This window comes from Bacteroidota bacterium (assembly GCA_018698135.1).
In the GTDB taxonomy this organism is placed as follows: domain Bacteria; phylum Bacteroidota; class Bacteroidia; order CAILMK01; family JAAYUY01; genus JABINZ01.
In genome coordinates this window covers 1-13,648 of record JABINZ010000092.1, presented here as the reverse complement: position 1 = coordinate 13,648, position 13,648 = coordinate 1, and the positions used below count along the sequence as shown (strand labels likewise).

At 36.5% G+C, this 13,648-nt stretch carries 12 protein-coding genes and 1 pseudogene; 4 read left to right on the top strand and 9 right to left on the bottom strand.

Features of this window, described 5'->3' with window-relative positions; translation table 11 throughout:
• Positions 1-18: 18 nt before the first annotated feature.
• From HOG71_05760 to metG, 6 genes are read right to left on the bottom strand one after another with little or no spacing between them, the layout of a single operon-like run.
• Complete coding sequence (locus HOG71_05760; GenBank protein MBT5990339.1) at positions 19-399, bottom strand: hypothetical protein; 381 nt, start codon at positions 397-399, stop codon at positions 19-21.
• A gap of 57 nt (positions 400-456) precedes the next feature.
• Positions 457-1,110, bottom strand: a complete 654-nt coding sequence (locus HOG71_05755) for a phosphatidylserine decarboxylase family protein (protein ID MBT5990338.1) — start codon at positions 1,108-1,110, stop codon at positions 457-459.
• A gap of 7 nt (positions 1,111-1,117) precedes the next feature.
• The gene (locus tag HOG71_05750; GenBank protein MBT5990337.1) at positions 1,118-1,930 is read right to left on the bottom strand and encodes a phosphatidate cytidylyltransferase; all 813 of its coding nucleotides are present in this window, start codon (positions 1,928-1,930) and stop codon (positions 1,118-1,120) included.
• Positions 1,923-3,044: a CPBP family intramembrane metalloprotease gene (locus HOG71_05745; GenBank protein ID MBT5990336.1), complete on the bottom strand. Its 1,122-nt coding sequence runs from the start codon at positions 3,042-3,044 to the stop codon at positions 1,923-1,925. The genes HOG71_05750 and HOG71_05745 overlap by 8 nt, the downstream gene beginning before the upstream one ends.
• A 10-nt stretch (positions 3,045-3,054) precedes the next feature.
• Positions 3,055-3,768: a phosphoadenylyl-sulfate reductase gene (locus HOG71_05740; protein MBT5990335.1), complete on the bottom strand. Its 714-nt coding sequence runs from the start codon at positions 3,766-3,768 to the stop codon at positions 3,055-3,057.
• Positions 3,769-3,811: 43 nt separating this feature from the next.
• Positions 3,812-5,842 carry a methionine--tRNA ligase gene (gene metG / locus HOG71_05735; protein ID MBT5990334.1) on the bottom strand — a complete coding sequence of 677 codons (2,031 nt, stop codon included), beginning with the start codon at positions 5,840-5,842 and terminating at the stop codon, positions 3,812-3,814.
• 71 nt (positions 5,843-5,913) lie between these two features.
• Here metG and HOG71_05730 point away from each other — a divergent pair, with 71 nt between their 5' ends.
• The 3 genes and pseudogenes from HOG71_05730 (at position 5,914) to HOG71_05720 (ending at position 7,994) form a co-directional block, all read left to right on the top strand.
• Positions 5,914-6,810 carry an LD-carboxypeptidase gene (locus tag HOG71_05730; GenBank protein MBT5990333.1) on the top strand — a complete coding sequence of 299 codons (897 nt, stop codon included), beginning with the start codon at positions 5,914-5,916 and terminating at the stop codon, positions 6,808-6,810.
• A gap of 134 nt (positions 6,811-6,944) precedes the next feature.
• Positions 6,945-7,673 (top strand): annotated as a pseudogene (locus HOG71_05725) (peroxiredoxin).
• Positions 7,674-7,709: 36 nt separating this feature from the next.
• Positions 7,710-7,994 carry a DUF3144 domain-containing protein gene (locus tag HOG71_05720; protein ID MBT5990332.1) on the top strand — a complete coding sequence of 95 codons (285 nt, stop codon included), beginning with the start codon at positions 7,710-7,712 and terminating at the stop codon, positions 7,992-7,994.
• Between the two features lie 12 nt (positions 7,995-8,006).
• On the opposite strand, the gene HOG71_05715 is transcribed toward HOG71_05720, so the two are convergent.
• The 3 genes from HOG71_05715 to HOG71_05705 all read right to left on the bottom strand — a co-directional run bounded on the left by HOG71_05715 (position 8,007) and on the right by HOG71_05705 (position 13,217).
• Positions 8,007-9,857 carry a radical SAM protein gene (locus tag HOG71_05715; protein MBT5990331.1) on the bottom strand — a complete coding sequence of 617 codons (1,851 nt, stop codon included), beginning with the start codon at positions 9,855-9,857 and terminating at the stop codon, positions 8,007-8,009.
• A 131-nt stretch (positions 9,858-9,988) separates the two neighbouring features.
• Positions 9,989-11,605 carry an ATP-binding cassette domain-containing protein gene (locus HOG71_05710; GenBank protein ID MBT5990330.1) on the bottom strand — a complete coding sequence of 539 codons (1,617 nt, stop codon included), beginning with the start codon at positions 11,603-11,605 and terminating at the stop codon, positions 9,989-9,991.
• A 160-nt stretch (positions 11,606-11,765) separates the two neighbouring features.
• Positions 11,766-13,217, bottom strand: coding sequence for a hypothetical protein (locus HOG71_05705; protein MBT5990329.1), 1,452 nt, complete (start codon positions 13,215-13,217; stop codon positions 11,766-11,768).
• A gap of 156 nt (positions 13,218-13,373) precedes the next feature.
• Here HOG71_05705 and HOG71_05700 point away from each other — a divergent pair.
• On the top strand, positions 13,374-13,648 hold a 275-nt coding region (locus tag HOG71_05700; protein ID MBT5990328.1), incomplete at its 3' end, for a hypothetical protein.

Below are 13,648 nucleotides of genomic sequence, written 5' to 3'. Positions count from 1 at the left end.
TGGGGTTAATGCTTTAAACTAGCCTCCAATAATTCTTTTAAGTTTTTGAATGGTGTTTTCCCACATCATATAGCTTTCATCGTATTGTTCTATGTCATCATAATCCTTGATAACAAGCAATGTGCTACCTGTAACCTCGTCTGTTGAAATGAGAAAAGTCAAAAACTCTTCAGCATCGCGTTCCATCCATTGAAAAACCAGTTTCTTCTTAAAAACCCTTTTTGTTGCTCTGGCTTTTTCGCTACTACCCTTCCAAGTAAACACATAAACATCGCCATCTGCTTTCACATCATCTGCAAACCAAGACGATAAATTGTAAGGTGTTGAAATATAGGTATAAAGAAGTTCATCTTTGGCCTTAAAGCTAAATTCGTAACTATGTTCTACTCTCTGAGTCATTTAACAAATTAAGCCAATTTTTAACTAATAACCTAATGTATTCCAATAATTTTTATACTATTGAAGACGCGCAATCAGGCTAATATTTCCTTTTACTTTTTCGCCAAGCTTCACCTTAATTTCTGCTGATACAGGAATAAATAAATCAAGGCGAGAACCAAATCGAATGAAACCCAATTCCTGCCCACGTTTCACTTCTTCTTCGAGAACGGTATACGGACGAATTCTTCTTGCAACACCTCCTGCAATTTGACGCGTTAGCACCTCCTCGCCTGATTTGGTTTTAATAACCACCGTGTTTCGTTCATTTAAGTCCGATGCCTTTGGATTTGCAGCTATAAGATATTTTCCTGGGTGATATTTTTGATATGCAATAAGCCCATTTATAGGTACTCTATTCAAATGAACATCCCACACCGACATAAAAATAGATATTTTCATCATGTCTTTTTTGAAATATTCCTTTTCAAAAATCTTTTCCATAATAATAATCTTTCCATCAGCTGGAGAAATGATCTCAACGTCAGAAGACTCAATATTTCTTTCAGGATGCCTGAAGAAGTAAAGCATAAATGCCAATAAAAGAGTAGCGGCTAAAATGCATATTACGAGCAGGTAGGGGCTAACAAAAAATGAAATTGTCAGTAGTATCAAAAACAACACAACTAATACCCAAATGGTTATTTTTCTTCCTTCAGGATGAATATTCATTGCCATATTAACTTACAAATAGTTTAATAAAAATTACATAAAATGGAATCACAAAAAGGAATGCATCAAAGCGATCTAGCAAGCCGCCATGACCGGGAAGTAGTTTGCCACTATCTTTTATCCCCAGCCCTCTCTTCCATTTTGATTCAACCAAATCGCCAAAAATTGCTGATACAGCTATAATTACTCCAAGGATAAGCCAAACAAAGGCTGATTGCGTTCCAACATAAATGGAAATGGCAAAGGCTGCTCCTGCTGTAAAAACAATTCCAGTTATTGATCCTTCAATTGTTTTTTTGGGAGATAATTTAGGCGCTAACTTATGCTTACCAAACAACATCCCCCCTAAATAGGCAAATACATCATTAATCCATGTTAATACCAATGGAATAGCTACCAATTGCCAAGTATAATTCGATTTACTTATGGCAAACCATAGCAACAATCCTATCGGCAAACTAATCCACAACAATCCTGTGAAAATCTTTCCAAGAATGGTGAACGCTTGTTCATTGGATTCAAATAATGCAAAAGCCAATATGGTAAAAATCAATGCAACAAAAAGTAAAAGATAGGAAGCGGGTATCAGGCCTAATTGCCAGAACGTAATAAACAACAATAGTACACTTCCTGCAACCAAACCAATTCCATGTATTAGTCTTAGACTGTTCTCTTCCGTTCTGCTATAGAACTCTAGCAAGGCAACCATATTAATAATGATGAATATGACAATGAAGCTATATTTGCTAAAATATATGCTTCCTAACATAACAATTGCGAACAAAACGCCAGTCAAGGTTCTTTGCACGAAATTATTCATTCTCAATAGTATTAATTAATGCCAGTGCTTTTTCGGCATCTTCAGGTTTAACCATGATCTCGATTTTGCCGAAAGACAGAAAAGAGGAGTCTCTTTTTTTCATGATCACTGCTGTTATGTTTTCGTTTTCAAGTTTTCCTTTTATTATTTCTGCTTCAGCCGTTTTGCTACAACTAAAAACGCCTTGCCAGTCACCTTCTTTGTTCCTCTTTTTTGAGTAATAGTTTGCCAGCAATAAAAAAACAGTTGCAGTTATGGCAAAACTAATAATAATAGCCAAGTTTGATTGATTCATATCTTCTAGTTTTTGTTCATTTACCAGATTGTGCTGTATGACAAATAATAACAGAACACTCAGCAAATTGTTAAGGAAATGAAAATAGATTGCCGTCCATAGGTTTCCTGACCAAAAGTATAAATAACCCAGAAATACCCCAAGCATTAATCGTGGAAAGAAACCATAAAATTGCATATGCACCGCACTGAAAAAAACAGCGGTTATGATAATTGAAAAATGTATGCTTTTAAACCATTTTGAAAGTAATCCCTGAATCAACCCCCGAAAGAACAGTTCTTCCATAATGCTGGGAATAAAGGCAATTACAAACACATTAATAAGCAAAGAACTGATGCTTTCCATGCTTAAGAAGGCTTCCATTTGCTTTGAAAGCATGTCTTCGGAATTACGCATCCAGGCTTCAATAGGTGCTAAAAATGAAGGGAGGGTCATTGATTCGTTGAGCCTGATAATCCAATCATTAAACGGAATTACGGCAAACAGTAATAGCGTAGCAAACAATAAATAACTTGCCTTAGGTCTTTTATTAATTTTGAAAAAATTGCCAAATGGAACTTTGAGAAAATAACTCATTATTAGGGCTGGAATTCCAAATAAAAATAGCATTTGATACACCTGAAAAAACTTTCCCAGTCCAATTTCTCTACTTGAACTAAAGTCGATATTCGCTATATCAATATGAAAAATATATTGTCCAATTAATTTGCTGGAAAAAACGACAAAAAACATCGCGACAAGAAATGCCATTATAAGTACAAACAACTGATTTAATACCGAAGGTTGCTCTTTGTTGTTATGTATTAATGAACCACGCATTGTCTTATTCTTAGCTTGTTTTCACATGCAAGTGAAGTCCGCACTCTTTGGTGTCTGCATTCTCCCACCACCAGCGTCCATTCCTTGGATTTTCTCCTTTTTCAACAGCTCGTGTGCATGGGGCACACCCAATACTGGGATAGCCTTTGTCATGAAGAATATTATATGGAACCTTGTTTTCTCGTATATATTTCCAGGTATCTTTCTCTGACCAGTCAAGTAACGGATTAACCTTCACCATTTGAAGATCGTTATCCCACTCAAACAACTGCATATCTTCTCGTGTAACAGACTGTTCTCTGCGAATTCCGGTAATCCAAACTTCATAGCTTTTTAATGCTCGTTTTAATGGCTGAAGTTTTCTAATGTTACAACAGTTCTTTCTGTTTTCAATGCTTTCATAAAAAAGGTTAATACCCTTTTCCTTCACCATGCTTTCCACTTCGAAGGCATCTGGAAACATAATTTCGATATTGATTCCATATTTAGCATTTGTTTTGTCGAGGGTGTCGTATGTTTCATAAAACTGGCGCCCAGTGTCGAGTGTAAAGATTTTTGCACAAGCATCAACTTTAACCATCATGTCGGTAATAACCTGATCTTCGGCTCCCAAGCTGGTTGAAAAAGCTGCTTTGCATTTATGCTCATTCAGCACAAAGGCCAAAATTTCCTCTGATTTTGCTCCTTTGAACTTCTTATTTAATTCTTCGAGTTTTTGTTTCATTTATCTTCTTCTATTCGGCTTTGTCTTCGCTGTCTTTTTCAACTTAACCAATTGTACTGCCAACTTCCCCTTCTCCATCAGGGTTAAGTAGTTTCAAACTACCATCATTTGCCTGCACCATTAAAATCATACCAGCCGACTCAACTCCTTTAATTTTTCGTGGTTTCAAATTGGCCAGATAAGTTGCTTGTTTACCTATTAGTTCTTCGGGCTTATACATATGCGCAATTCCCGACACGATTGTTCTTTGTTCAAAGCCCAAATCAATTTTAAGCTTTAAAAGCTTATCAGTCTTGGGAATTCGTTCCGCTTCCAAAATCTTAACTAAGCGTATATCCATTTTCGTGAAATCATCGAATTCAATCTCATCCTTAACGGCCACAACTGCTTTTTTTGATTCATTTACTTTTTTTGAATCGGTCAGTTTTTTGACTTGTGCATCAATAGCTATATCCTCAACTTTACTAAACAAAAGGCTTGCTTTTTCAATTTGACTTCCATCACGTAAAAGATCCAGCCGGCCAATTGATTCCCAATTTAGCAAGGACTCATCCATGTTCAATTGATTGAACATTTTTTTGGACGTAAAGGGTAAAAACGGACTCATTAGGATGGCCAGATTTGCTGATAACTGCAAACAATTGTTCAGTATGGTGGCAACTGCTTTTTCGTCTGTTTTAATTAAATGCCACGGCTCCGTATCGGCTAAATACTTATTACCAGCCCTTGCAATTAACATCATTTCGGCCAGCGCCTCTCTAAATTTGTAGGTATCGAGTGCTTTGTCAACATTTTCCTTAATTGCATCTATATTGATTTCTTTCAAAGCGGCATCTGATGCTGAAGGAGGGACTTTCCCATCAAAATATTTATGTGTTAAAACAACAACCCGATTGATAAAATTACCTAAAATTGCGACCAATTCATTGTTGTTCTTGGCCTGAAAATCCTTCCAGGTAAAGTCATTGTCCTTTGATTCTGGTGCATTTGACGTAAGCACATAGCGCAATACATCTTGTTGATCTGGAAATTCCTCCAAATATTCATGCAACCAAACTGCCCAGTTTTTAGAGGTTGATATTTTGTCTCCTTCGAGATTCATAAACTCATTGGCTGGCACATTGTCGGGCATAATATAGGATCCTTCAGCCTTCAGCATGCTTGGGAAAATGATACAGTGAAAAACAATGTTGTCTTTGCCAATAAAATGAACCAATTTGGACTCTGAATCCTTCCACCACTTTTCCCAATCAGGGGTCATTTCCTTGGTTGCAGAAATATATCCAATAGGGGCGTCAAACCAAACATACAAAACTTTGCCTTCGCCACCTTTAACGGGAACAGGAACGCCCCAGCTTAAATCGCGAGTTACTGCCCTTGGGCGCAAACCATCATTTATCCAGGAAGAGCATTGCCCGTAAACATTAGGTTTCCATTCGCCTTTCTTGCCCTTAACGATCCATTCTTTCAGCCAATTTTCATATTTATCCAATGGCAAATACCAATGCTTTGTTTCTCTCAGTACTGGTTTTGATCCACTTAATACGGATTTTGGTTCTATCAATTCTGTTGGACTCAAAGAGCTTCCGCACTTCTCACACTGATCGCCATAAGCCTCTTCATGACTACATTTTGGGCAGATACCTGTTACATAACGATCGGCCAAAAACATATTGGCCTCTTCATCATAAAGCTGTTCAATTGTTTTTTCAACAAACTCACCTTTGTCGTATAGTGTTTTGAAAAATTCGGCAGCTGTTTCGTGATGAACTTTAGCAGATGTTCTTGAATAAACATCGAAGGAAATTCCAAAATCCTGAAATGACTTTTTAATGATTCCGTGATACTTGTCCACGATATCTTGCGGGGAAACACCTTCTTGTTTGGCTTTAATGGTAATCGGCACTCCATGCTCATCAGAGCCCCCAATAAGTACCACTTCTTTTCCTTTGAGTCGCAAGTATCGAACATAAATATCAGCAGGTACATATACGCCTGCTAAATGTCCAATATGAATTGGGCCGTTCGCATATGGAAGCGCTGTTGTAACCGTATATCTTTGAGGATAAGTCATTATTTCTATCTTTAAAGCTATCTTTGTCTATAGTGCAAAATTAGGTAATATTCACGTAGTTTTATAAGATCATGATTATTCCAGCCTATTTAAAAGCCGGTGATAAAGTCGGAATTGTTTCTCCTGCCGGAAAAGTGCCCAAAGAACAAGTTTTGAAAGCGATTAAAACTCTTGAAAGCTGGGGGCTTGAGGTGCTTTTGGGAAAGCATGTGTTTGGACAGCATTTTCAATATGCATCCTATGATGAAAATCGTCTTTCCGATTTCCAATACATGCTTGATGATAATGGAATAAAGGCCATTTTATGTTCCCGAGGAGGTTATGGTTCCATACGCATTATTGATCAACTTGATTTTGCCAAGCTTAATCAACATCCTAAATGGTTGATCGGATTCAGTGATATTAGCTTACTTCATGCACATATTAATCACAATATGCATATTTGTAGCATTCATGGCCCCATGACTCATACGCTTGCTGCATACCCTGATGACGAATCAAGTCTTAATTTAAAGAAAGCTCTTTTTGGTGAACATTTGTCGTATGTAGTTCCATTTAATCTTTACAATAGAAGAGGTGAAGCTGGTGGACAACTCATTGGAGGAAATCTTGCCATATTAACGAGTTTACTTGGAAGTAATGCGGATTTTAATCCCAAAGGCAAAATTCTGTTTATCGAAGAAATTGGTGAATATGTATACCGCATCGACCGAATGATGTGGAGCTTGAAGCGCGCAGGAAAGCTTAAAGGTTTGGCGGGACTAATTGTTGGACAGTTTACTGACATCAAAGACAATAATAATCCTTTTGGACAATCCGTTCATGAGATTATTTCTGAACACGTGAAAGACTATAATTTTCCAGTTTGCTTCGGATTTCCTGCTGGCCATGAAGATATTAACCAACCAATTCTGCTTGGAAAAGAGTATCGACTATCCGTAAATAATATGCGCACTCGCCTAGAATAGCAACACTTTTTCTTCACGTTTATTAATTACATTTTACATCAATAATGTAATTTAACAATAAAAATCCCTTCCTTTTATGAAAATGCAAAAATAAAGCAATATATTTGTTGTTAATTAGACCAATTCTATTTACCATGAAAAAGACTTCTATATTTCTTGTGATTTTATTATTCACAGTTACCATTTTATCAGCTCAGACAGAAAATGTTTTTAAAGTTCCGCTAATTGGCGACAAAGCACCTTCATTTACGGCAAAATCAACACAAGGAGACATCAGCTTTCCTGACGATTATTTCGATAAATGGATACTATTATTTAGCCACCCTGCTGATTTTACACCGGTTTGTACCTCTGAAATTTTGGATCTTGCTTCCATGCAGGACGATTTTTAAAAATTGAATACAGAACTAATGGTGGTTTCAACAGATCGCCTCAATAGCCATATCGAATGGGTTAAATCAATTGAATCAATAAATTATAAAGAGCGTGGTTTGATGAAGATAAACTTCCCAATTGTATCGGACTCTGAACTTGAAATTTCAAAAAAATACGGCATGATACATCCGGGTTCAAGCTCTACGAATACGGTGCGTGCAGTATATATTATCAATCCAGATGACAAAATACGTGCAATTTTTTACTATCCTAAAAATATTGGAAGAAACCTTGATGAAATAAAACGCACCTTAATAGCCTTGCAATATTCAGAAAAGAATGAAGTGTTAATTCCTGCCAATTGGAACCCAAGCGATGATGTTCTAATTTCTAGCCCAGAAACAATGGATGAGGCTGAAAAACTTGAAAAGACAAATAATCCTGATTTATATTCTCTTACCTGGTATATGTGGTTCATGAAACAATAAACTTTTTGAATAACAACCTATCATAATTTGTTAAAAATGGTAAACGATCAAAAGAAATATAGTCGACATGAAATGGCCGATATGTTTATCAAAATAGCTAATGATTTAACAGAGGATGAGTCTGTTGAGCGTATCAGTTCTGCTTTTTTGTATGCAGCAGCTCGCTTTAATGCCTTTGAGGCTGCCTCAAAATCCAAGCACTTGAAAAAAGACAAAGAAGATGTGATGCAATGGTTTATCAAGGAATATCAGCGCATGTTAGATGTCAACATAGATGAATATGTAGAGTCGCTTGGAAAAAGCAATTACCATCCTAATTAAGAAGAAGAATTATCATAAACTTCTTTCAATAAAATCATTTGGAATTGTTGTTTCTGGAATCTTAAAATCAAACCATTCTTGCAAAGGAAATTCGAAACAGCTGGCATGCATATAGTTGTATAGCGATTTCCTTAACCCAAAACCAAACTGCTCGTGATCAATTGCTGTTTTATCGCTAAACTGCACATCATTGTAAGCAAAGGTGCTTTCTGTGCTTTCAACTGTAATTCCATATTGCGTAGGATTTTTGCCAATAGGGCTATGAGCCGTTAAGGCAAATTGATGCCAAAATGCCGACTGAATTAGATCAAGCTCAAATAATTGCCTGACCATTTCAAGGCTGTCGATTGTTTCCTGAACCGTTTGACTAGGATAGCCATACATTAAATAGGCGTGAACCATAATTCCTGAATCCGTAAAGTTTCTTGTCACCTGTGCAACCTGCTCAACTGTAACGCCCTTATTAATTAGTTTCAGCAATCGTTCGGAGGCTACTTCCAAACCACCTGAAACAGCTATACAGCCTGACTGATGAAGGAGGTCACACAGGTCTGCATTAAAACTTTTTTCAAAACGAACATTTGTCCACCAAACAACATCCAATTCTCTTTTAATAATTTCAAGGGCGAGTTTCTTCATTAAAATGGGAGGGGCTGCTTCATCAACAAAATGAAAACCATTTTCTCCTGTTTGCTCAATTAGCTGTTCCATCCGGTCGACTAATAATTTTGCATTTGATGGTTCATACAATCTTATATAATCTAATGAAGTGTCGCAAAAAGTACATTTTGCCCAATAGCAGCCATGAGCCATTGTTAATTTAATCCATCTTCCATCACTCCACAGGCTATGCATTGGGTTGGCAATTTCAATAACCGAAATATAGCGATCAAGCAATAAGTCTGAATAATCTGGAGTACCCAATTCTGCCTGTTTGTAATCATTTTTGACGGAGCTGTTGTTGTAGATAACTTTGCCATTTTCCCCTAATAATGTTCTCTTCAAGCTATTGTTTTCCGGATTTAAAACCTTTGCTAATAACAACTCAATTGGCAGCTCTCCATCATCGAGGGTGATAAAATCAATATAATCGAAAACCCGGGGATCAGTTACATTTCTTAGCTCTGTATTCGGAAAGCCTCCTCCCATTGCTATTTTGATGTGGGGAAAGCCGGACTTTATATATTGTGCACAGCGAAAAGCACTATAAAGATTGCCCGGAAAGGGTACTGATATACAAACTAATTTCGGTTGAATTGTTTTTAGTTTTTGGTCAAGAATAGTTAGTGCAATTTCATCAATATAAGATGTTGCTTGTGTTAATAGATTGTTTAAGCTATCAAAGGAATTAGCACTCATCGCAATTTTTTCTGCATAGCGACTAAAACCAAATTTTTCATCAACACATTCTTTTATGAAATCAGAAAGATCCTCCAGATATAAAGTTGCAAGATACTTCGCCTTGTCCTGCAATTCCATTTCTTCTAAAGCCCATTCATTTGCCTCTAGATGTGAAAAGCGAGATGCTTGAGGGAGGAGTTTTCCAGATAGAATTTTCGAGATTATTGTATCATTTTTTCCTTGTAGGAACTCTACTACTTCATTAATTGATGCCAAATATTTTGCTCGAGAACGATAAATCTTCTTGGCATTTTTTGTATTTATTGTTTTCTTCTCAAATGCAAATGAAAACATTTGCGGCAGTCCTTTGTCGGAATATAGAGACAGTATTGCTTCTATACCCAAATCCATTTGGAATGAACTGATTTTTTTTGTGTTAAAAAAACCTTTCAAATAGGCTGTTGCCGGATAGGGGGTATTAAGTTGAGTAAAAGGAGGTGTGATGAAAAGGATATCTTTCATGATGAGCAATGATACAAAATTATTCGGAATGAATAATAGAATAACGTTTATTGAATTGCTGTGTGTAAATATTGTTCAGAAGAACTATTCTAATTATTTACTAACGTTCGCAACTAATCACTAATTACAACCTACTCAGCATAAAGTTTTGCTCTTTTCTCCTGTACAGCTTCATCAACAATATAATGATCATACTCCATCACTCTATCTATAATGCCATTGGGTGTTAATTCAATTATGCGATTACAAACTGATTGAATAAATTCATGATCATGTGAGGACATGAAAACATTGCCCGGGTACTTTGAAAGATTGTTGTTGAAAGCCTGTATTGACTCCAAATCCAAATGATTTGTTGGTGTGTCCAATATCAAGACATTGGCATTAGCAAGCATCATTTTTGAAATCATGCAACGCATTTTTTCGCCTCCTGAAAGCACACTCACCTTTTTGTAAATATCTTCTCCTGCAAAAAGCATTTTACCTAAATACCCTCTGATATAAGGTTCGGAAGTTTCAGGTGTAAACTGACTAAGCCAGTCGAATAAGCTTAATTTACTCTTAAAAAACTCTGCATTATCTATTGGCAGATAGGCATGTGTAATGGTTTGTCCCCAGGTATATGTTCCTGAGTCAGCCTCTTTCTTGTCATTTATGATTTCGAAAAAAGCAGTCATTGCTCTTGGATCTCTGGAAAGAAATACAATCTTCTCCCCCTTTGCAGCGTTAAACTCAACATCCTTGAACAAAACTTTGCCATCCATACTGGCACTTAAACCGCTTACCTCAAGAATAACATCTCCAGCCTCTCGCTCTGGTTTAAAAATTATTCCCGGATATTTTCTTGTAGAGGGTTGAATATCTTCAATATTCAACTTTTCTATCATCTTTTTACGACTTGTTGCTTGCTTGGATTTAGCCACATTCGCACTGAATCGCTGGATAAACTCTTGCAGCTCTTTCTTTTTTTCTTCAGCCTTTTTATTTTGTGTTTGTTGCTGTCTCAATGCTAATTGACTACTTTGATACCAAAATGTGTAGTTTCCTGCAAACATTTTCACTTCGCCAAAGTCAATATCCACTGTATGTGTACTGATAGCATCTAAAAAGTGTCTGTCGTGCGAAACAACCAAAACTGTATTTTCAAAATTTGCCAAATAGCTTTCCAGCCACACAACTGTTTCGAGATCCAAATCGTTTGTTGGCTCATCCAATAACAAATTATCTGGTTTGCCAAAAAGTGCCTGAGCCAATAATACCCTAACTTTTTGTTTACCGCTCATTTCACTCATTAAAGTATCGTGAAACTTTTCTTTGATTCCCAAGTTACTCAGCAAGGTGGCTGCATCGTTTTCAGCATTCCATCCATCCATGTCTGCAAATTTCTCTTCTAATTCTGCCGCTTTCATTCCATCTGCATCTGTGAATTCTGTTTTTGCATAGAGTTTATCTTTCTCTTGCATGAGAGCCCACATTTGTGAATGTCCTTTCAAAACAGTATTGAGTACACTACATTCATCAAAGGCAAAGTGATCCTGGCTTAAAACAGACATCCGCTCACCACTTCCCATAGAAATATGCCCTGATGTGGCATCCATTTCTCCGGCAATAACTTTAAGGAGGGTTGATTTGCCCGCTCCATTTGCACCTATTATTCCATAACAATTTCCGGCAGTAAACTTCATGTTTACTTCCTGAAACAATACTTTTTTACCAAACTGTATTCTTAAATCTGCAACTGTAATCATCTAAATATTTCTGTTTTTTATCCTAAATCTGCTCTCAAAAAGCGTGCAAACGTAAGCAAATTTCTACAGAAATAGACGATAGATCGTAAAGTAATTAATTGTAGTAGAAGTAGTTGTGTAATAACGTTTCTGTTTTAATTAATAATGGGGGAGGTTTTAATTAAATTTTTTCTTCTTTAATTAGCTCCCCTTTTTCGTAATGCTCTGTTTTTACTATTTTTTCTGTTTCTGACCAAAATGTTTGGATTCCATCTTTCTTGCCATCAATAAAGTATACATCACATTCTTTAACACCACTTAAAAAGAACCACTCCCATGTGCCCTCTTTTTCATCATTTTTAAACAAGCCTTTGCTTCTCAGTTCACCTGTTTCAGTATACAACAAAGATTCACCGTCAAGTTTGCCTTCGTGATAGTTTAAATCTGATAATAGTGTTCCGTTATCTGCATAATATTTCCAATTGTTGTGTGCTTTTCCCTTGTAAAAATCTCCTTCTGATTGCAGAATCCCATTGAAATAATATTCGCGATGATGGCCCATTCCATTTTGTACCATTTGCGTACCCGTGCTATCCCAGCTATTGTCTAAAATATATTCATTATCTGAATAGTGTCCAACTTCAAGCAACACACCGCTACTATGCCATGTTTTCCACTCTCCATGTCTGCGGCCATTTCTTATTCCTCCAGTAGATTCGAGATTACCATTAGTGTGATAATATTCAAGGTTACCAAATCCATCAATAACCATTTGGCTTTTGTCTTCTTTCCAAATATTCATTACGAGCATTTCACCGTCTGAATATTCAATTTCAGAACTTTTTGAGCCATCAACAAAATAGCTTATCCAAAGTCCTGTTTCTTCTGCTTTTTCAAATATTCCTTTTTGGTAAATAGTTCCGTCTTCATAATAATAAACATATTCGCCATCTTCCAGCCCTCTGGAATAAGACCCTTCTACAGCAATTTGCCCATTTTCATAGTAATTACGGCATAGTCCCTCTAATCTGTTTTCATGAAAATAGGACTCCTCGCTTACTTTGCCATTTGGATGATAAAAGGTCCATTTGCCATGTGAAAGTCCATTTCGATAGGTACCAATCTTCTGAAGAGATCCGTCTTCAGCATACCAATGCCAAATACTATCTTCTTTGCCATTTTTATAAAATTGTGTTGCTGCAAGATTACCGTTTTCATACCAAAAAGTCCACTCTCCCTCCATATCTTCTCCAACCATCTTTCCTTTTGCTTGTTTTTGCCCACTTTCATAATGATATGTTTCCATGCCATCAGACAGGGTACTTATTACAACAATGGCCAAAATGATAAGAACAGAACCTAAAAATAAAACATAAGATGGTTTCGTTCTGGCTTTAGCTTCTGCAATATCGATTACCAGCTCATTGGGAATTTCTTTTCCTTCCCAACCAGCTCCGCATGCCTCACATGCGGCAACCTTTCTCCCGCCAAACGGAAATATTGGTATCCAGAATAATGAAAAGTATTTTTTAAAAAAATGGAATGAAACCTTTTTTTCATTGCATGATGGGCACTGACTTAAACGAAGTTGGTCTGTCTTAAGCTTCTTTTCTCCCCAACCGTAGACGATCATAATAGAGTGTTTTTAATTTAGTGGCAAGATATTAAAATACTTGAGAATATCATTTGTTAATTAATCGACATAGTGAATTAATTTTCACCCATTTGCAACCCTTAGCCTTTTTCATTGTCCTTAGGGTTGTTAAATTAAACTGAAAAACTCAAAACAATGAAAAAATCTATTGTAATAATTAGCTTGATAATCTTTTGTGGAGGAAGCATAACGCATGCCCAGCAATCTTCAGAAAAACAGAATGAGATTGTACTGTATACTTTCTTTTTTAATGTTGTTCCAGACAATTTTAATGTTCCGCTGGTGGGCTTTTTCAATGTGGCTCGTGGCAATCACACAGGTTTACAGGTTGGTTTTGTGAACACCACCTTCGGTCAATTCACAGGTGGTCAAATCGGTTTTGTCAATAGCAATATCAAATCAACAACAGG

Excerpts from the sequence above, each read along its gene's own strand:
- HOG71_05760 (MBT5990339.1), bottom strand. The coding sequence starts at position 399 with ATGACTCAGAGAGTAGAACATAGTTACGAATTTAGCTTTAAGGCCAAA.
- HOG71_05755 (MBT5990338.1), bottom strand. The coding sequence starts at position 1,110 with ATGAATATTCATCCTGAAGGAAGAAAAATAACCATTTGGGTATTAGTT.
- HOG71_05750 (MBT5990337.1), bottom strand. The coding sequence starts at position 1,930 with ATGAATAATTTCGTGCAAAGAACCTTGACTGGCGTTTTGTTCGCAATT.
- HOG71_05745 (MBT5990336.1), bottom strand. The coding sequence starts at position 3,044 with ATGCGTGGTTCATTAATACATAACAACAAAGAGCAACCTTCGGTATTA.
- HOG71_05740 (MBT5990335.1), bottom strand. The coding sequence starts at position 3,768 with ATGAAACAAAAACTCGAAGAATTAAATAAGAAGTTCAAAGGAGCAAAA.
- metG (MBT5990334.1), bottom strand. The coding sequence starts at position 5,842 with ATGACTTATCCTCAAAGATATACGGTTACAACAGCGCTTCCATATGCG.
- HOG71_05730 (MBT5990333.1), top strand. The coding sequence starts at position 5,914 with ATGATTATTCCAGCCTATTTAAAAGCCGGTGATAAAGTCGGAATTGTT.
- HOG71_05720 (MBT5990332.1), top strand. The coding sequence starts at position 7,710 with ATGGTAAACGATCAAAAGAAATATAGTCGACATGAAATGGCCGATATG.
- HOG71_05715 (MBT5990331.1), bottom strand. The coding sequence starts at position 9,857 with ATGAAAGATATCCTTTTCATCACACCTCCTTTTACTCAACTTAATACC.
- HOG71_05710 (MBT5990330.1), bottom strand. The coding sequence starts at position 11,605 with ATGATTACAGTTGCAGATTTAAGAATACAGTTTGGTAAAAAAGTATTG.
- HOG71_05705 (MBT5990329.1), bottom strand. The coding sequence starts at position 13,217 with ATGATCGTCTACGGTTGGGGAGAAAAGAAGCTTAAGACAGACCAACTT.